Annotated in this window: 25 protein-coding genes, 1 tRNA gene and 1 pseudogene; 14 read left to right on the top strand and 13 right to left on the bottom strand. The window is 63.4% G+C overall.

The window, feature by feature from the left end; genetic code table 11:
• Positions 1-5 precede the first annotated feature (5 nt).
• The 3 genes from PE067_RS15650 to metH all read right to left on the bottom strand — a co-directional run bounded on the left by PE067_RS15650 (position 6) and on the right by metH (position 4,554).
• A complete protein-coding gene (locus PE067_RS15650) occupies positions 6-476 on the bottom strand; it encodes a hypothetical protein (RefSeq protein ID WP_276190632.1) in 471 nt (156 codons plus the stop codon).
• Between the two features lie 129 nt (positions 477-605).
• Positions 606-692, bottom strand: a tRNA-Leu gene (locus PE067_RS15645).
• 106 nt (positions 693-798) lie between these two features.
• Positions 799-4,554 carry a methionine synthase gene (gene metH, locus PE067_RS15640; protein WP_276190631.1) on the bottom strand — a complete coding sequence of 1,252 codons (3,756 nt, stop codon included), beginning with the start codon at positions 4,552-4,554 and terminating at the stop codon, positions 799-801.
• Between the two features lie 148 nt (positions 4,555-4,702).
• On the opposite strand from metH, the gene lipB reads away from it, so the two are divergent.
• The 4 genes from lipB to PE067_RS15620 all read left to right on the top strand — a co-directional run bounded on the left by lipB (position 4,703) and on the right by PE067_RS15620 (position 8,592).
• Positions 4,703-5,353, top strand: a complete 651-nt coding sequence (gene lipB, locus PE067_RS15635; protein WP_276190630.1) for a lipoyl(octanoyl) transferase LipB — start codon at positions 4,703-4,705, stop codon at positions 5,351-5,353.
• A 185-nt stretch (positions 5,354-5,538) separates the two neighbouring features.
• Positions 5,539-6,009: a cytochrome C gene (locus PE067_RS15630; RefSeq protein ID WP_276190629.1), complete on the top strand. Its 471-nt coding sequence runs from the start codon at positions 5,539-5,541 to the stop codon at positions 6,007-6,009.
• A 308-nt stretch (positions 6,010-6,317) separates the two neighbouring features.
• Positions 6,318-7,994, top strand: a complete 1,677-nt coding sequence (gene ctaD, locus PE067_RS15625; protein WP_276190628.1) for a cytochrome c oxidase subunit I — start codon at positions 6,318-6,320, stop codon at positions 7,992-7,994.
• 97 nt (positions 7,995-8,091) lie between these two features.
• Positions 8,092-8,592 carry a DUF2244 domain-containing protein gene (locus PE067_RS15620; RefSeq protein ID WP_276190627.1) on the top strand — a complete coding sequence of 167 codons (501 nt, stop codon included), beginning with the start codon at positions 8,092-8,094 and terminating at the stop codon, positions 8,590-8,592.
• Positions 8,593-8,654: 62 nt separating this feature from the next.
• Here PE067_RS15620 and PE067_RS15615 read toward each other — a convergent pair whose 3' ends face one another.
• Positions 8,655-8,849, bottom strand: a complete 195-nt coding sequence (locus PE067_RS15615) for a DUF3008 family protein (protein ID WP_276190626.1) — start codon at positions 8,847-8,849, stop codon at positions 8,655-8,657.
• Positions 8,846-9,310, bottom strand: coding sequence for a GatB/YqeY domain-containing protein (locus PE067_RS15610; RefSeq protein WP_276190625.1), 465 nt, complete (start codon positions 9,308-9,310; stop codon positions 8,846-8,848). Before PE067_RS15610 ends, PE067_RS15615 begins: the two co-directional genes overlap by 4 nt.
• Before the next feature lie 164 nt (positions 9,311-9,474).
• Between PE067_RS15610 and carA the strand changes: the two genes are divergently transcribed.
• Both carA and PE067_RS21920 read left to right on the top strand, forming a co-directional pair.
• Positions 9,475-10,623 (top strand): glutamine-hydrolyzing carbamoyl-phosphate synthase small subunit, encoded by a 1,149-nt coding sequence (gene carA / locus PE067_RS15605; RefSeq protein WP_276190624.1) that lies wholly within the window; start codon positions 9,475-9,477, stop codon positions 10,621-10,623.
• A gap of 104 nt (positions 10,624-10,727) precedes the next feature.
• Positions 10,728-11,210 (top strand): annotated as a pseudogene (locus PE067_RS21920) (hypothetical protein); the annotation flags it as partial.
• Here PE067_RS21920 and PE067_RS15595 read toward each other — a convergent pair.
• Complete coding sequence (locus PE067_RS15595; protein ID WP_276190623.1) at positions 11,117-11,473, bottom strand: hypothetical protein; 357 nt, start codon at positions 11,471-11,473, stop codon at positions 11,117-11,119. The pseudogene PE067_RS21920 and the gene PE067_RS15595 sit on opposite strands and share 94 nt — an antisense overlap.
• Positions 11,474-11,718: 245 nt before the next feature.
• On the opposite strand from PE067_RS15595, the gene PE067_RS15590 reads away from it, so the two are divergent.
• Complete coding sequence (locus PE067_RS15590) at positions 11,719-12,822, top strand: glycosyltransferase family 2 protein (protein ID WP_276190622.1); 1,104 nt, start codon at positions 11,719-11,721, stop codon at positions 12,820-12,822.
• A gap of 55 nt (positions 12,823-12,877) precedes the next feature.
• Here PE067_RS15590 and PE067_RS15585 read toward each other — a convergent pair whose 3' ends face one another.
• On the bottom strand, positions 12,878-15,700 hold the full coding sequence (locus PE067_RS15585; RefSeq protein ID WP_276190621.1) for a glutamine-synthetase adenylyltransferase: 2,823 nt from the start codon (positions 15,698-15,700) through the stop codon (positions 12,878-12,880).
• 276 nt (positions 15,701-15,976) lie between these two features.
• Here PE067_RS15585 and PE067_RS15580 point away from each other — a divergent pair, with 276 nt between their 5' ends.
• From PE067_RS15580 to ilvN, 3 genes are all read left to right on the top strand, one after another.
• The gene (locus tag PE067_RS15580) at positions 15,977-16,786 is read left to right on the top strand and encodes an arginyltransferase (RefSeq protein ID WP_276190620.1); all 810 of its coding nucleotides are present in this window, start codon (positions 15,977-15,979) and stop codon (positions 16,784-16,786) included.
• A 190-nt stretch (positions 16,787-16,976) separates the two neighbouring features.
• The gene (locus PE067_RS15575; protein WP_276190619.1) at positions 16,977-18,731 is read left to right on the top strand and encodes an acetolactate synthase 3 large subunit; all 1,755 of its coding nucleotides are present in this window, start codon (positions 16,977-16,979) and stop codon (positions 18,729-18,731) included.
• Positions 18,732-18,790: 59 nt separating this feature from the next.
• Entirely contained in the window at positions 18,791-19,351 is a 561-nt protein-coding gene (gene ilvN, locus PE067_RS15570) for an acetolactate synthase small subunit (RefSeq protein WP_276190618.1), read from the top strand.
• Between the two features lie 69 nt (positions 19,352-19,420).
• Here ilvN and PE067_RS15565 read toward each other — a convergent pair whose 3' ends face one another.
• From PE067_RS15565 to PE067_RS15555, 3 genes are all read right to left on the bottom strand, one after another.
• Positions 19,421-19,792: a hypothetical protein gene (locus PE067_RS15565; protein WP_276190617.1), complete on the bottom strand. Its 372-nt coding sequence runs from the start codon at positions 19,790-19,792 to the stop codon at positions 19,421-19,423.
• A gap of 258 nt (positions 19,793-20,050) precedes the next feature.
• Positions 20,051-20,807 (bottom strand): IS5 family transposase gene (locus PE067_RS15560; protein WP_276190616.1). Its coding sequence is split into 2 segments (ribosomal slippage): positions 20,051-20,477 and positions 20,476-20,807, totalling 759 coding nucleotides; the frame shifts between segments, so codons are not numbered across the junction.
• A 63-nt stretch (positions 20,808-20,870) separates the two neighbouring features.
• Complete coding sequence (locus PE067_RS15555) at positions 20,871-21,635, bottom strand: M48 family metalloprotease (protein ID WP_276190615.1); 765 nt, start codon at positions 21,633-21,635, stop codon at positions 20,871-20,873.
• 146 nt (positions 21,636-21,781) lie between these two features.
• On the opposite strand from PE067_RS15555, the gene PE067_RS15550 reads away from it, so the two are divergent.
• The gene (locus tag PE067_RS15550) at positions 21,782-22,024 is read left to right on the top strand and encodes a hypothetical protein (protein ID WP_276190614.1); all 243 of its coding nucleotides are present in this window, start codon (positions 21,782-21,784) and stop codon (positions 22,022-22,024) included.
• Here the strand turns inward: PE067_RS15550 and PE067_RS15545 are convergent.
• The gene (locus PE067_RS15545) at positions 22,021-22,269 is read right to left on the bottom strand and encodes a DUF167 domain-containing protein (protein ID WP_276190613.1); all 249 of its coding nucleotides are present in this window, start codon (positions 22,267-22,269) and stop codon (positions 22,021-22,023) included. The two genes, PE067_RS15550 and PE067_RS15545, sit on opposite strands and share 4 nt — an antisense overlap.
• 47 nt (positions 22,270-22,316) lie before the next feature.
• Between PE067_RS15545 and PE067_RS15540 the strand changes: the two genes are divergently transcribed.
• From PE067_RS15540 to PE067_RS15530, 3 genes are read left to right on the top strand one after another with little or no spacing between them, the layout of a single operon-like run.
• On the top strand, positions 22,317-23,411 hold the full coding sequence (locus PE067_RS15540; protein ID WP_276190612.1) for a class II histone deacetylase: 1,095 nt from the start codon (positions 22,317-22,319) through the stop codon (positions 23,409-23,411).
• On the top strand, positions 23,412-23,981 hold the full coding sequence (locus PE067_RS15535; RefSeq protein ID WP_276190611.1) for a nitroreductase: 570 nt from the start codon (positions 23,412-23,414) through the stop codon (positions 23,979-23,981).
• Positions 23,978-24,679 (top strand): EI24 domain-containing protein, encoded by a 702-nt coding sequence (locus PE067_RS15530; protein WP_276190610.1) that lies wholly within the window; start codon positions 23,978-23,980, stop codon positions 24,677-24,679. Before PE067_RS15535 ends, PE067_RS15530 begins: the two co-directional genes overlap by 4 nt.
• On the opposite strand, the gene PE067_RS15525 is transcribed toward PE067_RS15530, so the two are convergent.
• Positions 24,645-24,905, bottom strand: a complete 261-nt coding sequence (locus PE067_RS15525) for a DUF1467 family protein (RefSeq protein WP_276190609.1) — start codon at positions 24,903-24,905, stop codon at positions 24,645-24,647. The genes PE067_RS15530 and PE067_RS15525 overlap by 35 nt on opposite strands.
• Positions 24,905-25,309, bottom strand: a complete 405-nt coding sequence (gene mce, locus PE067_RS15520; protein WP_276190608.1) for a methylmalonyl-CoA epimerase — start codon at positions 25,307-25,309, stop codon at positions 24,905-24,907. The genes PE067_RS15525 and mce overlap by 1 nt, the downstream gene beginning before the upstream one ends.
• Positions 25,310-25,374: the final 65 nt, after the last annotated feature.

The raw sequence follows: 25,374 nt of genomic DNA, 5'->3' as shown, positions 1-25,374 counted from the left end.
GGCAGTTATTCGGCTTTTGCGCCTTGGTGCGCACCTTCCCGAACCAGCGCCCTGTTGATCATGCGGCGCACCATCGCCTCGATCACCTCGTTGAACTGCGTGCGCAGTTCGGGCTTGGGGGCGGCGACCTTCTTCAGGCCGAAGGTCACGCAGATCCGGCGCATTTCCAGATCGGTCCAATCGGGCGAGACATTGCGCCGCTCGCGGAATTCCTCGCGCATGCGCATCAGGATGCGTTTTTTGCCGTTCCAGTAGTCGTCGGCGGTCTGGCCCTGCCTGATGATCGGCCAGTTGCTCAGCGTTTCCGAAGACAGCAGCACATCGCCCTCAAGCGCGTTGACGCGGCTGACAAAAGCCCGCGTCGCATCGATGCGCTGTGGTTCGGCCGTGAAAAAGCCGTGCAGGGAGTTGTAATGGCTGACCTTGTTGCGGTCGTCGGCCTCGACCTCGGGGTAGGTCAGACCGGCCTTGAGCAACTATGGGCCAACGCCGCCTGAATCGTGGTCGTTCCGGTTTTCTGGGCGCCGATATGCAGGTAAAGCGTCATGTTCCGCAGAGTCAGATTAAGAAACATCCGACATGGAAACAGCCCTCGTGAGGGCTGATGGTGCGGTCGAAAAGACTCGAACTTTCACTCCGGTTAAGGAACAGCGACCTCAACGCTGCGCGTCTACCAATTCCGCCACGACCGCATCCGTGTCAGCCCGCGTTCTTTAGACGGTTGCGCTGCGCTTGAAAAGGGGCAAACGCAGCGCGTCATCAGAATTTCAGCGGGTTTCCCCGGTGTGTTTCAGCCCCCTATTCGGCAGCCACCGCAGGGGCCGGGATATAGTTCAGGACCGGCGCCAGCCAGCGTTCTGCCTGCGCCAGCGTCATGCCCTTGCGCGATGCGTAATCCAGCACCTGATCGTGTTCGACCTTGGCCACGCCAAAGTAATAGGCGTCGGGATGGCCGATATAGATGCCGCTGACGGATGAGCCCGGCCACATCGCCATGCTTTCGGTCAGTTCGACCCCCGTCGCCGCCGTCGCATCCAGCAGGTCGAACAGCGCGACCTTTTCGGTATGGTCGGGCTGGGCGGGATAGCCGGGCGCGGGGCGGATGCCCTGATAGGGTTCGCCGATCAGTTCGTCGGGGGTAAAGGTTTCCCCCGCCGCATAGCCCCAATAGTCGCGGCGGACCCGTTCATGCATCAGTTCGGCAAGCGCCTCGGCATAGCGGTCGGCAAGCGCCTGAACCATGATCGCGGAAAAATCGTCGTGCTGGGCCTTGAAGCGGTCGGCGATTCCGATTTCCTCGGGGCCTGCGGTGACGACAAAGCCGCCGACGTAATCGACCAGCCCCTCGGGCGCGACGAAATCGGACAGGGCGACATTCGGGCGGTTGTCGCGCTTGGTGACCTGCTGGCGCAGCGTGTGCAGGGTCGCCAGCGCCGCGCTGCGGCTGTCGTCCTTCCACAGGCGGATATCGTCGCCGACGCGATCTGCGGGCCAGAAGCCGATGACCGCGCGCGGGGTGAACCATTTTTCGTCAATGATCCGCTTCAGCATCGCCTGCGCATCGGCAAACAGCGCCCGCGCGGCCTCGCCCTGTTTCGGGTCGTCCAGAATGCGCGGATAGACGCCTTTCAGTTCCCATGTCTGGAAAAACGGCGTCCAGTCGATATAGCGGGCGATTTCGGCCAGATCGAAATCGTCGATAATGCGCGCGCCCAGGAATTGCGGGGTTTTCGCCTGCCAGCCCGTCCAGTCGATTTTCACGGCATTGTCGCGGGCCGTCGCCAGCGGCAGGCGGCGCTTGTCCGCCTCGGCCTTGGCGTGCTTGTTCGCCACGTCCTGATATTCGACGCGGATATCGTCGACATAGGCATTCTTGCGCCCCGACAGCAGGGTCGAAACCACCCCCACTGCGCGGCTGGCATCGGTGACATAGACGGCCTGCCCCTTGGCATAGCGCGGGTGGATTTTCACCGCCGTATGCACACGGCTGGTCGTCGCGCCGCCAATCAGCAGCGGGATGTCGAATCCCTCACGCTCCATTTCGGACGCGACATGGACCATTTCATCCAGCGAAGGCGTGATCAGCCCGGAAAGCCCGATGATATCGACATTCTCGGCCTTGGCGGTTTCCAGGATTTTCGTCGCCGGGACCATCACGCCAAGGTCGATGATTTCGTAATTGTTGCAGGCCAGAACGACGCCGACGATGTTCTTGCCGATGTCATGGACATCGCCCTTGACCGTCGCCATCAGAACCTTGCCCGCCGAATTCGACCCGCCCGTCGCGGCCTTTTCGGCCTCCATATAGGGCAGCAGATGGGCGACGGCCTGTTTCATCACGCGGGCCGATTTCACCACCTGCGGCAGAAACATCTTGCCCGAGCCGAACAGGTCGCCGACGACGTTCATCCCGGCCATCAGGGGGCCTTCGATGACATGCAGCGGGCGTTCGGCGTTCAGCCGCGCCTCTTCGGTGTCGTCGTCGATATATTCGGTGATGCCGTTGACCAGCGCATGTTCCAGACGCTTTTCGACCGGCCATTCACGCCATGTCAGATCCTTTTCGCGGGCCTTGGCACCGCCTTCGCCGCGATAACGCTCGGCCAGTTCCAGCATACGCTCGGTCGAATCGCCACGCCGGTTCAGGACGACATCTTCGCAGGCCTCGCGCAATTCGGGGTCGATCTGGTCATAGACGGCAAGCTGACCGGCATTGACGATACCCATGTCCATGCCCGCCTGAATGGCGTGATACAGGAACACGGCATGCATCGCCTCGCGCACGGGTTCGTTGCCGCGGAAGCTGAACGACAGGTTCGACACCCCGCCCGAGACATGGACATGCGGCAGTTGCTGGGTGATGCGCCGCGTCGCGCCGATGAAATCAAGGCCGTAGTTGTTATGTTCCTCGATCCCCGTCGCCACGGCGAAGATATTCGGGTCGAAAATGATATCCTCGGGCGGGAAGCCGACCTGATTGACCAGAATGTCATAGGCGCGGGCGCAGATTTCGACCTTGCGGTTTTCCGTATCGGCCTGCCCCACCTCGTCAAAGGCCATGACGACGACCGCCGCGCCGTAGCGGCGGCACAGGCGGGCGTGATGCAGGAATTGTTCCTCGCCCTCTTTCAGGCTGATCGAGTTCACGACGGGCTTGCCCTGCACGCATTTCAGGCCGACCTCGATCACCTCCCATTTCGACGAATCGATCATCACCGGAACGCGGGCAATATCGGGCTCGGATGCGATCAGGTTCAGATAGTCGATCATCACCTGTTTCGGATCGATCAGCCCTTCGTCCATGTTGATGTCGATGATCTGCGCGCCGTTTTCGACCTGATCGCGGGCGATATCCAGCGCGGTCGCGTAATCGCCCGCCGTGATCAGTTTGCGGAATTTCGCGGATCCCGTGACGTTGGTGCGCTCGCCGACGTTCATGAATGGGATGTCGTCGGTCTTGGTGAACGGCTCCAGCCCCGACAAGCGCAGGCGGGGTTCGATTTCGGGGATCGGACGCGGCGCGAATTCGGCCACGGCGGCGGCAATCGCGCGGATATGGTCGGGGGTCGAGCCGCAGCAGCCGCCGACGATATTGATCAGCCCTTCAGCCGCGAATTCGCGGATCTGGGCGGCCATCTGGTCGGGGGTTTCGTCATATTGGCCCATTTCATTGGGCAGGCCCGCGTTCGGATAGGCGCAGATCAGTGTATCCGACACGGCGGACAGTTCCGCCAGATGCGGACGCATCGCGGCGGCGCCAAGCGCGCAGTTCAGCCCGATGGACAGGGGCCGGGCGTGGCGCATGGAATACCAGAAGGCGGTCGGCGTCTGGCCGGTCAGGGTGCGGCCCGACAGGTCGGTGATCGTGCCGGAAATCATCACCGGCAGGCGGATGGATTTTTCCTCGAACACTTCCTCGCAGGCGAAGATCGCGGCCTTGGCGTTCAGCGTGTCGAAAATCGTCTCGATCAGGATGATATCGGCGCCGCCATCCATCAGCCCCCGGATCTGTTCGGCATAGGCGATGCGCAGATCGTCAAAGGTAACAGCACGATAGCCGGGGTTGTTCACGTCCGGGCTGATGGATGCGGTGCGGTTGGTCGGCCCAAGCGCGCCCGCGACGAACCGCTCGCGCCCGTCTTCGGCGGTGGCGCGGTCCATCGCCTTGCGGGCGATCCGGGCGCCGTGCAGGTTCAGGTCATAGACCGCTGATTGCATGCCATAATCGGCCTGCGCGATCGAGGTTGACGAAAAGGTGTTGGTTTCCACGATATCGGCGCCCGCCTTGGCATAGCGATAGTGGATTTCCTCGATCGCGGCGGGTTGGGTCAGGGTCAGCAGGTCGTTGTTGCCCTGTTGCGGATGGTTGGTGTCGCCGATGGGATGGCAGCCGCAACCGCAACCCGAACCGTGGCCGGCGAAATCCGCCTCCGACAGGCCAAGCTGCTGGATCTGCGTGCCCATCGCCCCGTCCAGAATCAGGATGCGCTCCGCCGCCGCCTTGCGCAGGCGGTCGAAAGCCGGGGACGGGACGGGATGGCTGGGCTGGGTCATGTGGTCGGTTCCGCGCATATATGGGTCTGGCCTTATAGCCTGCCCTGCCCATTTAGTGAAATTCATCATCTGCACAATGATCTTGCAGAAAACTCATAACATCACCCGCGCCCTTGCAGGGGCGGCGGCTCTGGGGCAAGGAGCCCGCATGCCAGATTGGATTGTCGAGCCAGGACTGACCGATTACGAGACCGCCGTCCGCCGGATGGAGGCGCGCGTCGCCGCGATTTCCGCAGGCACGGCGGATGAGCTGATCTGGCTGGTCGAACACCCGCCGCTGTATACCGCAGGCACCAGCGCACGGGACGAAGACCTGACCGATCCCGGCCGCTTTCCCGTCCATGCCGCAGGGCGCGGCGGGCAATATACCTATCACGGCCCCGGCCAGCGCGTCGTCTATGTCATGCTGGACCTGAACCGGCGCGGACGCGATGTGCGCCAATTCGTCGCGGCGCTGGAAAGCTGGGTGATCGACGCGCTTGCGGAATTCAATCTGAAAGGCGTCATCCGCCCCGGCCGTGTCGGCGTCTGGATCGAACGTCCCGACCTGCCCCCCCTGCCCGATGGGTCGATGCGCGAGGACAAGATCGCGGCCATCGGCGTCAAGCTGCGCAAATGGGTCAGCTTTCACGGGATTTCCATCAATGTCGAACCCGACCTGTCGCATTATGCCGGGATCGTGCCCTGTGGAATCGCGGGCCATGGCGTCACCAGTCTGGTCGATCTGGGCCTGCCGGTGACCTTGCCGGATCTGGATGTGGCGCTGCGCAAACGCTTTTCCGACAGCTTTCCCGGCTGAATCCGGCGCCCCGACCTCTGCCCCGACCGCTGCCACCTCCGCTCACGCGAATTTCAACCGATCTGCGATGAAAGTCGCGATGCAAAAACGTCCCTTGATTTGCTATGCCCGCCCATGGACAGGGAGAGGTCCACTGGTCGCACAGACCTGACCAGCGGAGTCCCGCTACCGGAGGAAAACGAGAAATGAAGACCAGCCCGATTGCCATTCTTGCGGCGCTGCTTGTTGCCGCGCCGTCGCTTGCCCAGGACGCAGCCAATGGGGAAAAAGAGTTCCGCAAATGCAAGGCCTGCCACATGATCCAGTCGCCGGACGGCACGGATGTGGTCAAGGGCGGCAAGACCGGACCGAACCTTTACGGCATCGTCGGCCGCGCGGCAGGCCACGAAGAAGGCTATAAATACTCGGACGCGCTGATCAAGCTGGGCGAAACCGGCGAAATCTGGAATGCCGCCGATCTGGAGGCCTATATCACCGACCCGAACACCTTCGTCGAGGAAAAGGTCGGCGATGCCAGCCTCAAGACCAAGATGACCTTCAAGATGAACCGCAACCAGGCGGATGTCGTGGCCTTCCTGGCCCAGCATTCGCCCGACGCGGGCGGCGAAGCCGCAGCAGAGGCCCCGGCGGAAGCCGCCGAAGCCCCGGCCGAATAAGCCGCCCCGGAAACCCGAGGCCGGGCCCCTGCGCAGCATCTCTGCACAGCATCGAATCGCAGGCAGGCCCGGCCAGATCGTCGCAGGAACGTTTGGGGGATGGCGGTGACCGCGACGGCGCAGGCCCACAGGCCCGGCACCGTCACGGTATTGTCGCCTGCCCGCCCTCAAAGGCATGGAATTCGCCCTTGGACAGCATCAATTCAGCCTTCCGGTGCATTGCCGCGCGCGTTATTGTGATCTAAACAGCACCCTGAGTCCGCCGACCCCTCCGAGGTCGGCCAGCCGAATGTCGAGGGAGATCGCGCATGGCAGACGCAGCCGTCCATGGCACGGATGACCACCACGATACCCGTGGGTTTTTCACCCGCTGGTTCATGTCAACTAACCACAAGGACATCGGGGTCCTTTATCTGTTCACGGCAGGCATCGTCGGCCTGATTTCCGTCTGTTTCACCGTCTATATGCGGATGGAACTGCAGCACCCCGGCGTCCAGTACATGTGCCTTGAAGGCGCGCGCTTCATCGCCGATGCGACACAGGAATGTACCCCGAACGGGCATCTGTGGAACGTGATGATCACCTATCACGGCGTCCTGATGATGTTCTTTGTCGTCATCCCCGCCCTGTTCGGCGGTTTTGGCAACTATTTCATGCCGCTGCAGATCGGCGCGCCGGACATGTCCTTTCCGCGCCTGAACAACCTGTCCTACTGGATGTATGTCTGCGGCGTCGCGCTTGGCCTGGCCTCGCTGTTTGCACCGGGTGGTGCGGATCAGGCGGGTTCGGGCGTGGGCTGGGTCCTGTATCCGCCGCTGTCCACCAACGAAGGCGGCTATTCGATGGATCTGGCGATCTTCGCCGTCCACGTTTCGGGTGCCTCGTCGATTCTGGGTGCGATCAACATCATCGCGACCTTCCTGAACATGCGCGCCCCCGGCATGACCCTGTTCAAGGTGCCGCTGTTCGCCTGGTCGGTGTTCATCACCGCATGGCTGATCCTGCTGTCGCTGCCGGTTCTGGCCGGTGCCATCACCATGCTGCTGATGGATCGCAACTTCGGCACCAACTTCTTCAACCCGGCCGGTGGCGGCGACCCGATCCTGTATCAGCACATCCTGTGGTTCTTCGGCCACCCGGAAGTGTATATCATCATCCTGCCCGGCTTTGGCATCATCAGCCATGTCATCTCGACCTTTGCCAAGAAACCGATCTTCGGCTACCTGCCGATGGTTCTGGCCATGGCCGCGATCGGTGTCCTGGGTTTCGTCGTCTGGGCGCACCACATGTATACCGTCGGCATGTCGCTGACCCAGCAAAGCTATTTCATGCTGGCCACGATGACGATCGCCGTGCCCACGGGCATCAAGGTCTTTTCGTGGATCGCAACGATGTGGGGCGGCTCGATCGAGTTCAAGACGCCGATGCTCTGGGCCTTCGGCTTCCTGTTCCTGTTCACCGTGGGCGGCGTCACCGGCGTCGTCCTGAGCCGTGCACCGCTGGACCGCGTCTATCACGATACCTACTATGTCGTCGCGCACTTCCACTATGTGATGTCGCTTGGCGCGGTGTTCGCGATCTTTGCCGGTGTCTATTACTGGATCGGCAAGATGTCGGGCCGTCAGTATCCGGAATGGGCGGGCAAGCTGCATTTCTGGATGATGTTCATCGGTTCGAACCTGATCTTCTTCCCGCAGCATTTCCTGGGCCGTCAGGGCATGCCGCGCCGCTATATCGACTATCCGGTCGAATATGCGTATTGGAACAATATCTCTTCGCTTGGGGCCTATCTCTCCTTCGCGTCCTTCCTGTTCTTTATCGGCATCGTGTTCTACACGCTGTTCGCCGGGCGCAAGGTTGGTGTTCCGAACTACTGGAACGAACATGCCGACACGCTGGAATGGACCCTGCCTTCGCCCCCGCCGGAGCATACGTTCGAACAGCTTCCGAAACGTGAGGACTGGGATCGCAGCCACGCGCATTGATCCACGAACCGACATGAAAAACGGCCCCGGATTTCCGGGGCCGTTTCCATTTTCGGGACGGGTCCGATAGGATGGGGCGAACATACAATCAGCCGCGATGCCCTATCACTGGTCCAGATCCGAAACCCCGACAGGCCCGCAGGTCGAACTGCATCTGTGGCCCTATCGGTCCCTGCCCCGTCGCGGCTTTGTCTGGGTCATCAGCCTGACGGCCGGGGCGCTGGCCCTGCCGCTGCTGGCGGTGCTGGGAAATCGCGTGCTGTGGGGGCTGCTGCCCTTTGCGCTGGCCGTGATCTGGGCCTTGTGGTTCGCGATCCAGCGCAGCTATGACAGCGCGGCGACGCATGAACATCTGATCCTGACCCGCGACAGCCTGACCGTCACCCGGCAGGATCCCGGCCACGAGGACCGGATCTGGCAGACCAACCCCTATTGGGCGCGCAGCAATCTGCGCGGCAGCGGTCCGGTCGAACATTACCTGACCCTGACCGACGGCAAACGCGAAATCGAACTGGGCGCCTTTCTGTCGCCAGAGGAACGTCAGGACCTGCGCCGCCAACTGGATCGCGAACTGGCCGCGATGCGTCAGACCGAATGAACCACCCATGAAAAAGCCCGCCGGATCACCGGCAGGCCCATATGCGTCAGGGATAAAGGCCCCTATTCCCCGGCCTTGTCGACATGTTCGGGCAGGCCGTCCAGACTGGTCGAGGCCAGATCTTCCAGTTCTGCCTCGCTCATCTGATCGAACATCTCTTTGGACGCGCCAATCAGATCGGCAGGTTTCGTCTCGCCGCGCTTGGCGGATAGCGCGGCACCTGCGGCACGTTGCTGGGCGCGGCTGACGGCTTTCATGACATCAACCTGTCCTTGATCATCGGGCCGACCGCGCCGAAATCCATCTGGCCCGCGAAACGGCCCCGCAATTCGCCCATCACCCGGCCCATGTCGCGGACCGAGGACGCGCCCAGTTCCTTGATGACCTTGTCGATGGCCGCGCGGACTTCATCCTCTGCCAGCTGACGCGGCAGGTAATCCTGGATGATCCCGATTTCCGCGGCCTCTTTTTCGGCCAGTTCCAGCCGCCCGCCCTCTTCATAGGCACGGGCCGATTCCTGACGCTGCTTGACCATCTTGGACAGAATCGCGATCAGGTCGCCATCGTTCAGGCCGGGATGTTCGGGCCGTTCGGAACGCGCGGCAATCTCGCGATCCTTGATCGCGGCACTGATCAGCCGCAGCGTCGACAGCCGCGCCGTGTCCTTGCTTTTCATCGCCTCTTTCGTATCCGCTTGGATGCGTTCGCGAAGTTCCATGGCTTCCTCTCTGACAGATCAGCGCGTCTGTGCCCGCACCGCCGCGATGCGTCAACCCGGACCCGGTCGCAAAGTTCCACATGCAACCCGTCACGCGGCAATCAGAGCCTTGACGCCCCCGCCCCCGACCCCTAGGTTCCGGCCGATTTACCCGGAGAGCGATGATGGCACAGAAACCGACCGCATGTCTTGCACTGGCTGACGGAAGCGTTTTCTATGGCCGGGGCTTCGGCGCCACCGGCGAAGTGGTCGCCGAGCTGGTCTTCAACACCGCGATGACCGGCTATCAGGAAATCATGACCGACCCGTCCTATGCAAGTCAGGTCGTGACCTTTACCTTCCCCCATATCGGCAACACCGGCGTCACGGCGCAGGATGACGAAGCCGCCGAGCCTGTCGCCCCCGGCATCGTGGTGAAATGGGACCCGACCGAGCCGTCGAACTGGCGTGCCAGCGCCGATCTGGTCGCGTGGATGGAAAAGCGCGGCCGCATCGGCATCGGCGGTATCGACACCCGCCGCCTGACCCGCGCGATCCGCCAGCAGGGCGCGCCGCATGTCGTTCTGGCGCATGACCCCTCGGGCAATTTCGACATCGCCGCACTGGTCGCCCGCGCCCGCGAATGGCAGGGTCTGGTCGGTCTGGACCTCGCCAAAGAGGTGACCTGCGCTCAAAGCTATAACTGGACCGAAGGCACCTGGGCATGGCCGGGCACATTCGTGACGCCGGAAACCAGCAGGCCGTTCCGCGTGGTTGCCGTCGATTATGGCGCGAAACGCAATATCCTGCGCTCGCTGGCCGCGACCGGGGCCGAGGTGACGGTCCTGCCCGCCACCGCCACCGCCGATGAGATTCTGGCCCGCGAACCCGAAGGCGTGTTTCTGTCGAACGGCCCCGGCGACCCGGCCGCGACCGGCGTCTATGCCGTGCCGATGATCCGCGAGCTCCTGGACCGCGACCTGCCGATCTTCGGGATTTGCCTTGGCCATCAGATGCTTGCGTTGGCGCTTGGCGCCAGGACGATCAAGATGAACCACGGTCATCACGGCGCGAACCACCCGGTCAAGGATGTCGAAAGCGGCAAGGTCGAAATCACCTCGATGAACCACGGTTTCGCGGTCGATGCCCAGACCCTGCCCGAAGGCGTGATCGAAACCCATGTCAGCCTGTTCGACGGCTCGAACTGCGGGCTGCGCATTGCCGACAAGCCGGTGTTTTCGGTCCAATACCACCCCGAAGCCAGCCCCGGCCCGCAAGACAGCGCCCATCTGTTCACGCGCTTTGCCGACGCGATGCGCGCGCGCCGCGCGTGACGCGACGACGCCAGGCCCCTGGTTTTTCAACACCGGCCCGGCATTAACGCGATTTTAACCCCGACCATGCCAGACAGGGCGAAAGTTCCAGATGGAAATCGCCCATGTCCGCCATCAGCGTTGCCCAGAAATCGACGGAACCCGCTCAGGTCCGGCTGCGGCTGGTCCCTCAGAATCGCGATGATTCGCGACCGGACCAGTCCGCCCCGCTGCCCGATCCGCACCCGGTCATCGACAGCCGTGACCAGCGCCCGCTTGGCCAGATCCTGATCGAAGACGATGCTGTCGAACAGCGCAACCTGCTGAAGGCGCTGGTCATGCGCAAGCGGCAGACCGTGCCGCTTGGGGAAATCCTGCTGGCCCATGGCTGGGTGACCGAAGACGCGCTGACCCGCGCCCTGACCCGGCAGTGGCGCACGACGCGGCTGGATCTGGCCCGCATGCCCCCCGATCCCCGCCTGATCGACAAGGCGGGCGCCGACTTCTGCCTGACTCATGGCATCGTGCCCTGGCGCCGGGTCGGTGGCGTGACATGGGTCGCGACCTCGCGCCCCGAGGAATTCGCCCGGTTACAGCCGCGCCTGCCCGCCGAATTCGGCCATATCCGCATGCTGCTATGTTCCGAAACCGACATGTCCGACGCGATTCTGGGCACGCGACGGACCGCGCTGATCCGCACCGCCGAAACCCGCGTGCCCGCCCGCGAAAGCTGCCGGACGCAAAGCAAGGGGCTGGCGACGCGGCTGGCCTTGCTGGGCATGGCGGCGATGGCTGTGGGGCTGGCGCTGGCCCCGCTCGCGGTCTTCAGCCTGCTGACCTTCTGGGCGGTGCTGACCCTGATCGCGACCATGGGGCTGAAGCTTGCGGCCTTTCTCAAGGTACTGCGCAGTGCCTCGGACCCGGTCCCGGATCATGCCGGTCGCGATATGGCCGCTGCCTTGCCGGTGATTTCGGTGATGGTGCCGCTGTTTGCCGGATCGGATATCGCGGACCGTCTGATCGGCCGTCTGTCACGGCTGACCTATCCGCGCGAATTGACCGATATCCTGCTGGTGGTCGAGGAAACCGACCGCATCACCTGCGAGGCGCTGGAAGATGCCGAGGCTTCCCCGCTGGATCCGCGTCGTCAAGGTGCCCGACGGCCCGATCAAGACCAAGCCGCGCGCCCTGAATTATGCGCTGAATTTCTGCCGTGGCCAGATCGTCGGGGTCTGGGACGCCGAAGACCGGCCCGAACCCGACCAGTTGCACAAGGTCGCCCGGCATTTCCACTTTGCCGCCCCCGATGTCGCCTGCGTGCAGGGGATTCTGGATTATTACAACCCGCGCACGAACTGGCTGGCCCGCTGTTTCACCATCGAATATGCGTCCAGGTTCCGCGCCAACCTGCTGGGCGTGGCGAGGCTTGGGCTGGTCGTGCCGCTTGGGGGCACCACCCTGTTCTTCCGCCGCCACGCGCTGGAAGCCGTGGGGTGCTGGGATGCGTGGAACGTGACCGAGGATGCCGATCTGGGCGTCCGCCTGGCCCGTCGCGGCTGGCGGACCGAGATGATCGACACCATCACCCACGAAGAGGCGAATTGCCGCGCCCTGCCCTGGATCCGGCAACGCTCGCGCTGGCTCAAGGGTTATGCGATGACCTGGGGCGTTCATATGCGCGATCCCGTGGCGCTGTGGCGCGATCTTGGCCCGCGCCGCTTTCTGGCCTTTCAGATCCAGTTTCTGGGCACCATCTCGCAATATCTGCTGGCCCCCGTGTTGTGGAGCTTCTGGCTGCTCAGCCTTGGCCTCTTCCACCCCCTGCGTGAACCCTTGGGCGGCATATGGGAGGGCGCGGCGGTTCCCGCCCTGTTCGGCCTGTTCGTCGCGTCAGAGATCCTGAACATCATCGTCGCGGGTTGGGCGGTGCGCGGGCCGGAACATCGCCACCTGCGCCTGTGGGTGCCCAGCCTGCATTTCTACTTTCCACTGGGCTGTCTGGCTGGATGGAAGGCGATCTATGAGGTGGTGACCCGTCCCTTTTACTGGGACAAGACCGCGCACGGCATCTATGACGCGACCAGCGAGGCCGAGGCTCAGCCCCCTGCCACGGTCCCGGCGCGCTATCAATATATCGCCGCAGATCAGGTCCAGCCCACGCAGCCCGGCCATGTCCAAGGGGACAAGAAACAGATCCCGGTTCTGGGGCATGTCGGCTAGGCAGACCGTGGCTTTATCCACCCCGAACGGTCAACCGCCCTCCGCCACGGCGCCCCTAGGGCTGCCCCGCAGGTTCGGCAACCTGGCCAAGCGCCTTCTCGATGATGGCGGCGGATTTTTCGACGGTATCATCAAAGGCTTTCGCAAGATCCGAAACACTGTCCGCACCGCTTTCGCGCAGCAGAAAGTCACGCCCGGCCTGTCCCAGATCGTCGAAATCCACCCGCTTTTCGCCCAGAAGGCGCCCAGTGCCGTGAATGTTCCACAGCAACCGATGGGCCGATGCAAGGTTGCGGGCATCTTCGGCGGAGATCAGCCCCGCGCGCTGTCCGGCGCGCAGCTGCGCCGCCGCGCCCCGCACCGGCGATGCCGCACGCAGGGCAAGGGATTGGGCGAAAAGCTCGATATCCTGCAGACGTCCGCGACCGGTCCCGGCATCCCATTTCCCGTCCGAGCCCTTGGCGGCAAAGATCCGGGCGCGCATCTCGGCCAGATCGGGCAGGACGCGTTCGTCCTGCCCACGCGCGCCCAGAACCTTGATCCGCAAGGCTTCGACATCACGGGCCAGATCGGCGCCGCCATCGCCGCAGCTTGCGACAATACGGGCGCGGGTCAGGGCCAGATGTTCCCGAGTCCAGGCCTCGGTCATCTGATAATCGCGAAACGACTGGACCGAGGTCGCAACCGGCCCCTGCCGCCCCGAGGGCCGCAGGCGCATATCGACCTCGAACAGCCGCCCCGCGGCCGTCGGCGCCGATACCGCCGTGATCATGGCCTGCGTCAGGCGTGCATAATAAGGACGCGCGGCCAGGGGCTTTTGCCCGTCAGAGCTTTCCTGTCCGGCACTGTCATAGATCACGATCAGGTCCAGATCCGAACCCGCATTCAAAAGCCGCGCCCCCAGCGAGCCCATGCCGATCAGCACGGCACCGCGACCGGGGGCTGCGCCATGTCGCCGCGCGAATTCACCTGCGACCAGCGGAAACAGCGCCCCCAGAACCGCATCGGCGATATCGGCGTATTGCTGACCGGCCTCATCCGCACCGATCAGCGCGCGCAGATGGTGGACGCCGGTGCGGAACTGCCATTCATGCGCCCAGCGCCGCGCCGTATCCAGCGCGCGTTCATATCCGCCATCGGCCGCCGCCATGACGGTATCCAACTGATGCTGCAGCATCTGGCGAAGGCCGTTCGGCCCCGGCCATTCGGCAAAGAAACTACCGCCCAGAACCGCATCCAGCACCTCGGGGTGGCGCGAGGAATAGCTGGCCAGACCGGGCGCGGTGCCGCAGATATCGACGATCAGATCGACCAGCTGGGGGTTCGCCTCGAACAGCGAAAAAAGCTGAACACCGGCAGGCAACCCGGCCAGAAAGGCGTCGAAATGGCTCAGGGCGTTCAGCGGATCGGCGGCGCGGGTCATGCGCGTCAGCAGATCCGATCCGATGCGCCCGAAAATCTGCTGGGCGCGTTGCGAGCGCAGCGCGGGATAATCCGGCCAGCGGGCGGCGATCGCCTCGGCCTCGGGTGGCAGATCGGGGCGCTGCTGACGCTCCGATGGCGCGAAAAAATCGCTGGTCAGGGTTTCGACACGTTCAAGCCGCGCCTGCAGGTCGCCTTGCCAGGCGGCGGTATCCGCAGCGCCCATCAGACGGGCAATCGTATCGATCCCCTCCGGATTTGCCGGAATGCTGTGCGTTTGCGCGTCATTCACCATCTGCACGCGATGTTCGACCTCGCGGTGCAGGCGATAATGTTGGGTCAGCTCGGTCGCGACCTCGGGCGGGATCCAGCCTTTTTCCGCAAGCCGGGCCAAACCTTCGACGGTGCCCCGGACACGCAGGTCGGGATCGCGCCTGCCCGCGATCAGCTGCCGGGTCTGGGTAAAGAATTCGATTTCGCGGATCCCGCCGGGGCCGAGCTTCATGTTATGGCCCGGCACGGTCAACCGCCCCTGCAGGCCCTTGTGTTCGCGGATACGCCTGCGCATGTCATGGGCATCCTCGATGGTGGCGAAATCCAGATGGCGGCGCCAGACAAAGGGGCGCAATTCATCCAGAAACCGCTGCCCCGCCGCCAGATCTCCGGCGCAAGGCCGTGCCTTGATATAGGCGCTGCGTTCCCGGGTGCGGCCCTCGGCTTCGTAATAGCCAAGCGCGGCGCTGGCCGAAATGCAGACCGGCGTGACCGAGGCATCGGGGCGCAGGCGCAGATCCGTGCGGAAAACATAGCCCTGGGCGGTGTTGTCCGACAGCGTCCCGACGGCCTTGCGGACCGCGCGGATCAGGGCAGCGCGGGCCTCGTGCTGGTCGGCGGGATCATAGGCGCTGTCATCGCAAAGGATGATCAGGTCGATGTCGGAACTGTAGTTCAGTTCGGCCGCGCCCATCTTGCCCATGGCCAGCGCAATGATCCCCCCCGCATCCGCCTGCGTGGGCGGCAGTTTGCCGCGCGCGATCTCGGTCCCGATATGGGCGCGCAGCGCCAGATCGGTCGCCCGGTCCGCCAGATCGGTCAGCGCCCCCGTCACTTGTTCGAGCGTCCAGACGCCACCCAGATCGGCCAGCGCGGTGATCAGCGCAACGCGGCCCTTGGCGCGACGCAGCGCCGGCGACAGGGCGTCGGGGGAAAGATCCGCGAAATCAGCCGTTTCGTCCCCGACGATCGCGGCCGGGAACAGGTCGGACCGCATCAGGGTCGCGGCCAGCCATTCGGCCTCGCGTTCGATCAGACCGGCCAGATAGGGGCTGCACCCCGCTGTCCCCCGGATCAGATCGGCCGCCGCACCCGGCGCCAGCCCAAGCGTATCCAGCGCGATCTGGCCACGCTGCGGATCAAGGGGAATCGGAAGGCGGGTGATATCGTCTGCAAGGCTCATGGCGCTACCCTAGTGCGGCATCTGGCGGTTTCAATCATCAAAGGCACCGCATTTCGCACCCCCGACACCGGTTTCCGCGCTTGGCCTGTCACGGATCTGTTGCTACGCTCTGCGCCAAGCCCACAGTTTATTCCGTTCCGCAGCCGGTCAAGACGCAATGAGCGATAATCTGCACCTGTCCCGTTGGCCCGAAGGCGACCTGTCAGCCCAGCGCGGCGCAGGTCTGCGGCGGCGTTGCGCGCGCATGCCGGAACGATCTGAAAGGGACCGGGCCTGATGCGGCACAACCTGCCCAATGCTCCGCAATTCTATGTGACCGCGCCGCAGCCCTGCCCCTATCTGCACGGCCGGGCAGAGCGCAAGCTGTTCACCGCGCTGGTCGGCGACAGCGCGGTCGAGCTGAACAACGTCCTGTCCCGTCAGGGCTTTCGGCGTTCGCAGAATGTCCTGTATCGGCCAAGCTGCGAAAGCTGTGTCGCCTGCATGTCCGCGCGGATCCGGGTCAGCGATTTCGCCCCCTCGCGCACGCAGCGCCGCATCTCGCGCCGGAATGAGGATGTCGAAAGGCTGGCGACATCCGCCTGGGCGACCGAGGAACAATATGAGCTGTTCCGCCGCTATCTGGACCGTCGCCACGCCGATGGCGGCATGGCCGATATGGATATCTTCGAATTCGCCGCCATGATCGAGGAAACGCCCGTCCGCACCCGTGTCATGGAATATCGCGACGCAGGCGACAACCTGCTGGCCGTCTGCCTGACCGATGTGCTGGATGACGGGCTGAGCCTTGTCTACAGCTTCTACGATCCGGATTCGGAAACGCGCAGCCTGGGCAGCCATATGATCCTGGACCATATCGCGCTGGCCCGTTCCGCCCGCCTGCCCTTTGTCTATCTGGGCTATTGGGTGCCCGGCAGCCGCAAGATGGATTACAAGGCCCGCTTCGGCGCGCTGGAAATCTACAAGGGCGGGGTCTGGCAGCCGATCGGCGATCCGGAATCGCATAATGCCGATATCCACCCCCTGTCGATCGACCCGATCATCGAACAGGTCGCGCGCATTTCCCTGCCCCCCGGCAAGAACTGACGCGGCAAGGGTTGATTGCGCAGGCATGGCAATTTTTGAAATATAGTTTCACAAAAATGCCGGTAAGGGTCATTTTTGTCGTCCGACCCCATTGACCCCGCCTGACAAGCCCCATAGCTTGCGGCGTCGCGGCATTTCCCGCTAAGTGCGGTAACGCGAAAAACATCTGCAAGTATAACGGAGATTGGGCATGTCCCGAACCATGACCGGTGCAAGAATGGTGATCGAAGCTCTGCGTGATCAGGGCGTCGACACAGTATTCGGCTATCCGGGTGGTGCGGTCCTGCCGATCTATGACGAACTGTTCCAGCAAAACGATATCCAGCATATTCTGGTCCGCCACGAACAGGGCGCCGTCCACATGGCCGAAGGTTATGCCCGTTCGACCGGCAAACCCGGCGTGGTGCTGGTGACCTCGGGGCCGGGCGCGACCAATGCGGTGACCGGGCTGACCGATGCGCTGATGGATTCGATCCCGCTGGTCGTGCTGTCGGGTCAGGTTCCGACCTTCCTGATCGGCACCGATGGCTTTCAAGAGGCCGACACCGTCGGCATCACGCGCCCCTGCACGAAACACAACTGGCTGGTCAAGGAAACCGACGAACTGGCCCGCACGATCCACCGCGCGTTTCACGTCGCGACCTCGGGTCGTCCGGGGCCGGTTCTGGTCGATATCCCCAAGGACGTGCAATTCGCGACCGGCGAATATGCCGGTCCGAAACAGCTTGACCTGACCTCGTATCAGCCGCCGCGCAAGGGCGATCTGGCCCAGATCACCCGCTTGGTCGAGGCGATGGAAAAGGCCGAGCGTCCGATTTTCTACACCGGCGGCGGCGTCATCAACTCTGGTCCCGCGGCCAGCCAGTTGCTGCGCGAACTGGTCGAGGCGACGGGATTTCCGATCACCTCGACGCTGATGGGGCTTGGCGCCTACCCGGCGACCGGCAAGGCCTGGTTGGGCATGCTGGGGATGCATGGGTTGTATGAGGCGAATATGGCGATGCATGACTGCGATCTGATGATCGCTATCGGCGCCCGTTTCGACGACCGCATCACCGGCCGCGTCGCCGATTTCAGCCCCGGTTCGGTCAAGGCGCAGATCGACATCGACGCCAGCTCGATCAACAAGGTCATCCGGATCGACATCCCGATTCTGGGCGATGTCGGCCATGTGCTGGAAGACATGCTCAAGGTCTGGAAATCGCGCGGCCGCAAGACGAACAGCGCCGCGGTTCAGGCCTGGTGGGCGCAGATCGAACAATGGAAGGCGGTCCAATGCCTGTCCTATCGCAATTCGGACAAGGTCATCAAACCGCAATACGCGCTTCAGCGCCTGCACGAACTGACCAAACACCGCAAACCCTATATCGCGACCGAGGTCGGCCAGCATCAGATGTGGGCCGCGCGGTATCTGCACTTCGATGATCCGAATCACTGGATGACCTCGGGCGGGCTGGGGACGATGGGCTATGGCCTGCCTGCCTCGATCGGGGCGCAGGTGGCCCATCCCGACGCGCTGGTCATCAACGTCGCGGGCGATGCCTCCTGGCTGATGAACATGCAGGAAATGGGCACGGCCGTGCAGTTCCGTGCGCCGGTCAAGCAATTCATCCTGAACAATGAACGGCTTGGTATGGTGCGCCAGTGGCAGCAACTGCTGCATGGCGAACGCTACAGCCAAAGCTGGTCGGACAGCCTGCCCGATTTCGTCAAGCTGGCCGAGGCCTTCGGCTGCAAGGGGCGCGTCGTATCCGACCCTGCGGAACTGGACGCGGCGATTCAGGAAATGCTGGATTACGACGGCCCCTTCATTCTGGATGTGCTGGTCGAAAAGCATGAAAACTGCTTCCCGATGATCCCCTCGGGCAAGCCGCATAACGAAATGTTGCTGGGCGAAGCCTCGACCGAGGGTGCGATCACCGGCGCGGGCGGCGCGCTCGTCTGAACCATGGCGGGGGCGTCAGCCCTCGCGTTTCGACCAATACAGCAAGGAACGGGGCCATCATGGCGGCACTGAAAATCCAAAAAGGCGCATCCAGCCATTCGGCTTATGACCTGCGCGACCCGAATGCCGAGATCATCGAAAGCCACACCCTCGCGGTTCTGGTCGATAACGAGGCCGGGGTTCTGGCCCGTGTCATCGGCCTGTTTTCCGGGCGCGGCTACAACATCGACAGCCTGACCGTGGCCGAGGTCGATCACACCGGCCACCGCTCGCGCATCAATATCGTGACGCGCGGCACGCCTGCGGTCATCGAACAGATCAAGGCGCAGCTTGGCCGGATCGTGCCGGTTCACGAAGTCCATGACCTGACCGTCGAAGGCCCGTCCGTCGAACGCGAACTGGGGCTTTTCAAGGTCAAGGGTCAGGGAGACAAGCGTGTCGAGGCGCTGCGGATCGCCGAAATCTTTCGCGCCAATGTCGTCGATTCGACGCTGGAAAGCTTTGTCTTTGAAATGACCGGCACATCCGAAAAACTGGACGCCTTTGCCGATCTGATGCGCCCGCTTGGCCTGACCGAGGTTGCGCGCACCGGTGTCGCCGCATTGGCGCGCGGGCATTAACACAACACCCGCAAATCACGAATTGACCGGCAACCCGGTCAATTTTCCGTCCCCAATCCGAACGGAAACCTAAAGACGGACCTGACCGGCACCCAGTGCCAGCAGCGTCGGAGCCCTGACGGCGTCTTCGGGCTTGGCCGGCAGCTCCTGCGAGGACACGATCCGCAAGGCAGGGCGCGCAGGTGCCGGGGTCGCACCCAGATCACGCAAAAGTTCGGGCAGTTCGGTAAACTTGCCTTCGGTCAGAATGCGGACGTTGAATGCGTGGCGCAGATCCTTGCGGACCTCGGTTTCCAATTCGACCATATCACCGGCTTCGGGCCAGCCATTGTCGCCGAGGATATTGTCGTTTCCCTGTAAATAAGCCAGTGCGCCCTGATCCTCGCACCAGATCACAGCCTTTAATTTCGCTGCACTGCTCCAAACAATCACGCCAATCATGGACGCTCCTTGAATCAATTTTGTTGGGCCCCAGGCCCCAATAGGCAACAACTTGCCGATGCAAGTTACCAGATGTCCACCTCGGTTAAAGAAGTTTTTTAACCTCGGGCGAATTTAAACTGACAAGATGGCGGAACGTCATCAGATCAAATGCCGCAAACGGCAAAAATCAAGCCATTCCAAAAAAGTATAAACAACCACAGGCTGACGAAGCCGCAAAAAAATCGCACGTTTCCTAGGGTCTGGACTCATTGAGTTTCAAAGCCAGTAGATGACGAGGGCAGCAAGTGCGATTGCTGACAAGAATACCTTGGGGCAACGGTCGTACCGGGTCGCCACACGCCTCCAATCCTTGAGCCTGCCGAACATGATCTCGATCCGGTTGCGCCGTTTGTACCGGCGCTTGTCGTACTTGACGGTTTTCTTCCGCTGCTTCCGGCCTGGGATGCAGGCGCGTATCCCTTTGTCTTTCAACGCTTCTCTGAACCAGTCGGCGTCATAGCCGCGATCCCCGAGCAGCCAATCGACATCCGGCAGGCTGCTCAGCAATGCCCGCGCGCCGATGTAATCGCTGACCTGTCCGGCAGTGACGAACAGGTTGAGGGGGCGCCCCTGGCTGTCGCAGATGGCGTGCAACTTGGTGTTCATGCCGCCCTTGGTGCGACCAATCAGGCGCCCACGCCCCCTTTTTCACGCCCATGCTGGTCGCGGTGCGGTGGGCCTTCAGGTAAGTGGCGTCGATCATCACGGTCTTCTCTTCGCCGTGCCCGGCCGCCAGACCCGCCATCATTTGGGCAAAGATGCCCTTGTCGCTCCACCGCTTCCAACGGTTGTATAGTGTCTTGTGCGGGCCATAGGCTGCCGGGGCATCGCGCCACCGTAAGCCATTGCGATTGATGAAGATAATCCCGCTTAACACGCGTCGATCATCGACGCGAGGCTTGCCGTGGGACTTGGGGAAGAAAGGCTCAAGACGCGCCATCTGCGCGTCCGTCAACAACAAAAGATCAGACATGGTCACCGCTCGCTTTTCGAACCGTGAATCACGCCGCCAGTCGGAAATCAATGGGTCCTGAGCCTAGCGGAATCGCCCAGCCCTGTAATCGCCGACCGCCCGGGTTACCTGCGCCATTCGTGCCGCCCTTGCCGGGTGGGTGCCTAAAATTCGATCACCCGGGTCCGGGATCCTGGCAAAAAACTGCGCGCCATTCTCGGGGTCCAGCCCGGCATTCAGCGTGATGATCGCGCCAAGATAGTCGGCCTCCAGCTCCCAGTCCTTGGAATAATAGCGCGCGCCGAACTGCGCGCCCAGTTCCTGCGCGCTCTGAATGGCGGAATCATTGCCGCCATAGGCGCTGGCCAGCCCGCCCAGAATCACCGCCCCGACCGTCGCAGCCGAGGATTTGCGGTTGATATGGCCCAGAATATGGTGGCTGGCCTCATGCCCGACGACAAAGGCCAGCTCGTCCGCATTGCGCGCCTCGGCGATCAGCGACAGGGTAAAGCCGATGATCGGACGGCCCGCGCTGTCGATGGTCTGAAAGGCGTTCGGCTCTTGCCCCGGACGATCATCGACGACGAACTGGAAATCGCAGTTGATCGGCTGCGTGCGACGCTGGACGCATTCGCGTTCGACGGCCGACTCCATCCGGCAGATCACGGCGGAAAAGGCGCGGGCGGATTCGTTCGGCCCGCCGGAAAAATCCGGCGCCGGCGTGATCGCGGTCTGCTGCGGCGCAGGCGCGATCCCGTCCTGCGGCAGGGGCATCTGGCTGACGGTTGCGCAACCGCCAAGTCCCAACGCCATCGCACATGCAAGGCCCATGCCGGTCGTCTTGCGCATCTTGCCGTCCCTCGTCGCGAACACCGGGACCATGTATCCTGTTGCCATACGACCCGCCAAGCCCGGAGAATGCACAAGCCGGACATTTCACGGGAATGTTGGCGAAAGCGGCACAACCGCACGAACAGGCAGGAAAAGGACAACGGATGTTCACCATCGAGCATGAATTCGACGCCACCGTCATCACCCTGATCGACGAGGCCGGTGACGGCCAGCGTCCGCTTTTAGAGGATATCACCATCCAGACCTTTGACGACCGGGTGGTCGTCGAACAGGCCGATGCCGATGGTCAGGCGGTGGCCAGAATCGTTTTCAGCATCGAACAACTGGACGAATTGCGCGCCGCGCTGGACCTGCCCGAAGGCAATTACCGGCTGGAACGCAGCTAGTCGATCCGAAACAGCTTGTCGCGCCCGGTTGCCCCGCGCAGCAGCACCAGCCGGGTTTTCGCGATGTCAAGCGCCTTTGCCAGATGTTTGACGACCTCGGCATTGGCCTTGCCGTTTTCGGGGACGGTGGTCACGCAGACGCGCACGACCTCACCGTCCAGGGTGACGGAATTGCGCGCGGCGCGGGGCGTGACGCGCACGGCAATCGTCCGGCCGGGTTGCACAAGATGGGACAGATCGGTCATCCTGACCTTGAACCCCGAGACACAGCCGAAATCAATAGACCGACATCATGCAACCCACCGCCTTTTTCCATGACGAGCGTTGCCTTTGGCACGGCGGCGGCGACTATGTCCTGACCGCGCCGGTGGGCGGGCTGGTCCAGCCCGGCGGCGGCCTGCCCGAAAGCCCGGAGACCAAGCGGCGGCTGGTCAATCTGCTGCATATCACCGGGCTGATGGACCGGCTGGCGCTGCAAACCGCCCCTGCGGCAACGCGGGAGGATCTGCTGCGCGTCCATCCCGCCAGCTATCTCGACGCCTTTCAGGCCATGTCCGATGCGGGCGGCGGAGAGCTGGGCCTGCGCACCCCCTTTCTGCGCGGCGGCTATGAGATCGCGGCGCTGTCGGCGGGTCTGGCCCGCGCGGCGCTGTTTGCCGTGTTGCAGGGCCGCGCCGGGGACGCCTATGCGCTGTCGCGTCCGCTCGGACACCACGCCCTGCCCGATTTCCCGAACGGGTTCTGCCTGCTGAACAATATCGCCATCGCGATCCGCGCCGCCCGCGCCGCCGGTCTGGCACGGCGTTTCGCGGTGGTGGATTGGGACGTTCACCACGGCAACGGGACCGAGACGATCTTTCTGGACGACCCCGATGTCCTGACCATCTCGATCCATCAGGACCGCAATTACCCGCTGGATACCGGCAGCGCCGATATTCGCGGCGTGGCGCAGACGAATGTGAACATCCCGCTTCCTGCGGGGGCGGGCCATGCGACCTATATGCAGGTGATGGAACGGATCGTCTCGCCCGCCCTGCGCCGCTTTGCGCCCGATATCATCGTGATCGCCTGCGGTTACGATGCCTCGGCCGTCGATCCGCTTGGGCGGATGGTGCTGGGGGCGGACAGCTTTGACGCGATGACGGCCAGCGTGATGCGCGATGCCGATGATCTGTGTCAGGGCCGTCTGGTCGCCGTCCACGAAGGCGGCTATTCTGAACTGCATGTGCCCTTTTGCGGCCATGCCGTGATATCGCGGCTGTCGGGGGCGGGCATTTCCGCGCCCGATCCGTTGCAAGCGGCCATTCTGGCCCGCCAGCCATCGCCCGCATGGAACAATCACCTGTCGGCCCATGTTTCCGAACTGGCCGGTTTCTTCGAGGTCTGAATGAAATACCTGAATGTCGATGCGCTGGCTTTCCTGCGCCAACGCCGCTCTCATCCGCCGAAGCTGCTGAAAGGCCCGGCACCCGACCGGCAAGAGCTGATGAACCTGCTGGAACTGGCCGCCCGCGTGCCCGACCACGGCAAGCTGGAGCCGTGGCGCTTCATCGTGCTGGAACGCGCGGCGCTGGACCGGCTGGCCCCGGTTCTGGGCGATCACGTCGCGGCCCGGGGCGGGGATGAGGCGGCGGTGACCAAGGCGCGCTCGGGTTTTGCATCGCCCCTGATCGTCGCGGTCGTTTCGGCCCCGGTGGACAGTCCCGAGGTGCCGGAATGGGAACAGTTCCTGTCGGCGGGCGCCGTCTGTCTGGAACTGGTCAATGCCGCGCTGGCGGCAGGTTACGGCGCCGCATGGCTGACCGGCCCGGCGGCGCAGGCGGATTTCGCGGGCGCGCATCTGGGCATCGGCCAGGGCGAAAAAGTCGTCGGCCTGATCCATATCGGCCAGCGCGGCGACACGCCCCCCGACCGCCCGCGCCCCGATATCGCCGCCCGGACGACCTTTCTGGAATGAGCCTGCGCGCCCTGATCTCGGCCTGGCAGGACCTGCTGCGCCCGCGCATCCTGGGCCTCGTGCTGACCGGGGTCGGGCTGACGCTCGTGCTGTTCGTGGCGCTGCAGGCGGTCATCTTCTGGGCGATCCGCTGGTTCGCGCCCGAAGCGATCACCCTGCCCTGGATCGGGCCGGTCAGCGTCAGCGGCTGGCTGTCATGGGGCTCGCTGGCGCTGTTTCCGGTGATGGGCTTTTTCCTGATGGCCCCGGTCGCGGCGGCCTTTTCCGGCCTGTTCGCCGAACGCGTCGCCACCCAGGTCGAGGCCATCCGTAACCCGCACCACCGCGGCCAGCCGCTGGATTTCTGGGACGGCGTGCTGGAATCGCTGGCCCTTCTGGGACTGATCCTGCTGGTCGGGATCGGGTCGCTGCTGCTGACGCCGGTGCTGGGGCCTTTGGCGCCGCTGCTGTTTTACAGCGCGAACGGCTGGTTGCTGGGGCGCGAGTTTTTCCAGATGTCCGCCCGCATGCACCTGGCCGAGGAACGCGCCACCGCGCTGCGCCGCGACCTGTCAATGCAGGTCACGGGCCTTGGCGTGCTGATCGCCTTTCTGCTGACGGTCCCGGTTCTGAATATCGTCGTTCCGGTGCTGGCGGCGGCAGGGTTCACCCACCTTTACCATCTCAGCCGAATATCGCGTTCAGATCGGCGCGGGTGATGATGCCGCCCAGAATGATCCAGGCGATGATCCCCCACAGAACGGTGGTGATCGCCGTGGCCCACCAGGATTTTTTCCTGATCTGGGGCTCATGCGGTGCGCCTGCGGGCGTGCCGGGCGTCACCTCGCCGACATCGGCCTGACTTTTCTGGCCGATCGGCAGCAGCACGAACAGCACCAGAAACCACAATACGGCGTATAGGACGATGCCTCCGGTCAGGTTCATCAGACTTGTTCCAGTTCGATCAGGCAGCCGTTGAAGTCGCCAGGGTGCAGGAACAAGACCGGCTTGCCATGGGCGCCGATCTTGGGCTCGCCTGTGCCCAGGACACGCGCGCCCTCGGCCTTCAGGCGGTCGCGGGCGGCGATGATGTCCTCGACCTCGAAACACATGTGATGGATCCCGCCCGAGGGGTTCTTTTCCAGAAAACCGTTGATCGGGCTGTTTTCGCCCAGCGGATACAGCAGTTCGATCTTGGTATTGGGCAGTTCGATAAAGACGACGGTCACGCCACGATCGGGCTCGTCCTGCGGCGCGCCGACCGTGGCGCCCAATGTGTTGCGATATTGCGCCGAGGCCGCGTTCAGGTCGGGAACGGCGATGGCGACATGGTTCAGGCGTCCGATCATGGTGCTTTCTCCGGGTTTTGTGCCCGATGTTCTAGGCCGCATTGCCGCGCAGGGAAAGGGAAACC

The sequence above is a fragment of the Paracoccus sp. DMF-8 genome (assembly GCF_029309835.1).
Classification (GTDB): domain Bacteria; phylum Pseudomonadota; class Alphaproteobacteria; order Rhodobacterales; family Rhodobacteraceae; genus Paracoccus.
The sequence above is the reverse complement of the archived record's forward strand: the minus strand, read 5'-3'. Positions and strand labels throughout refer to the sequence as shown.

Excerpts from the sequence above, each read along its gene's own strand:
- mce (WP_276190608.1), bottom strand. The coding sequence starts at position 25,309 with ATGATCGGACGCCTGAACCATGTCGCCATCGCCGTTCCCGACCTGAAC.
- ilvN (WP_276190618.1), top strand. The coding sequence starts at position 18,791 with ATGGCGGCACTGAAAATCCAAAAAGGCGCATCCAGCCATTCGGCTTAT.
- PE067_RS15550 (WP_276190614.1), top strand. The coding sequence starts at position 21,782 with ATGTTCACCATCGAGCATGAATTCGACGCCACCGTCATCACCCTGATC.
- ctaD (WP_276190628.1), top strand. The coding sequence starts at position 6,318 with ATGGCAGACGCAGCCGTCCATGGCACGGATGACCACCACGATACCCGT.
- PE067_RS15540 (WP_276190612.1), top strand. The coding sequence starts at position 22,317 with ATGCAACCCACCGCCTTTTTCCATGACGAGCGTTGCCTTTGGCACGGC.
- PE067_RS15615 (WP_276190626.1), bottom strand. The coding sequence starts at position 8,849 with ATGAAAGCCGTCAGCCGCGCCCAGCAACGTGCCGCAGGTGCCGCGCTA.
- PE067_RS15555 (WP_276190615.1), bottom strand. The coding sequence starts at position 21,635 with ATGCGCAAGACGACCGGCATGGGCCTTGCATGTGCGATGGCGTTGGGA.
- metH (WP_276190631.1), bottom strand. The coding sequence starts at position 4,554 with ATGACCCAGCCCAGCCATCCCGTCCCGTCCCCGGCTTTCGACCGCCTG.
- PE067_RS15535 (WP_276190611.1), top strand. The coding sequence starts at position 23,412 with ATGAAATACCTGAATGTCGATGCGCTGGCTTTCCTGCGCCAACGCCGC.
- carA (WP_276190624.1), top strand. The coding sequence starts at position 9,475 with ATGGCACAGAAACCGACCGCATGTCTTGCACTGGCTGACGGAAGCGTT.
- PE067_RS15630 (WP_276190629.1), top strand. The coding sequence starts at position 5,539 with ATGAAGACCAGCCCGATTGCCATTCTTGCGGCGCTGCTTGTTGCCGCG.
- PE067_RS15620 (WP_276190627.1), top strand. The coding sequence starts at position 8,092 with ATGCCCTATCACTGGTCCAGATCCGAAACCCCGACAGGCCCGCAGGTC.
- PE067_RS15590 (WP_276190622.1), top strand. The coding sequence starts at position 11,719 with ATGCCGAGGCTTCCCCGCTGGATCCGCGTCGTCAAGGTGCCCGACGGC.
- PE067_RS15545 (WP_276190613.1), bottom strand. The coding sequence starts at position 22,269 with ATGACCGATCTGTCCCATCTTGTGCAACCCGGCCGGACGATTGCCGTG.
- PE067_RS15525 (WP_276190609.1), bottom strand. The coding sequence starts at position 24,905 with ATGAACCTGACCGGAGGCATCGTCCTATACGCCGTATTGTGGTTTCTG.
- lipB (WP_276190630.1), top strand. The coding sequence starts at position 4,703 with ATGCCAGATTGGATTGTCGAGCCAGGACTGACCGATTACGAGACCGCC.
- PE067_RS15595 (WP_276190623.1), bottom strand. The coding sequence starts at position 11,473 with ATGGTCGCGATCAGGGTCAGCACCGCCCAGAAGGTCAGCAGGCTGAAG.
- PE067_RS15575 (WP_276190619.1), top strand. The coding sequence starts at position 16,977 with ATGTCCCGAACCATGACCGGTGCAAGAATGGTGATCGAAGCTCTGCGT.
- PE067_RS15565 (WP_276190617.1), bottom strand. The coding sequence starts at position 19,792 with ATGATTGGCGTGATTGTTTGGAGCAGTGCAGCGAAATTAAAGGCTGTG.
- PE067_RS15610 (WP_276190625.1), bottom strand. The coding sequence starts at position 9,310 with ATGGAACTTCGCGAACGCATCCAAGCGGATACGAAAGAGGCGATGAAA.
- PE067_RS15530 (WP_276190610.1), top strand. The coding sequence starts at position 23,978 with ATGAGCCTGCGCGCCCTGATCTCGGCCTGGCAGGACCTGCTGCGCCCG.
- PE067_RS15585 (WP_276190621.1), bottom strand. The coding sequence starts at position 15,700 with ATGAGCCTTGCAGACGATATCACCCGCCTTCCGATTCCCCTTGATCCG.
- PE067_RS15580 (WP_276190620.1), top strand. The coding sequence starts at position 15,977 with ATGCGGCACAACCTGCCCAATGCTCCGCAATTCTATGTGACCGCGCCG.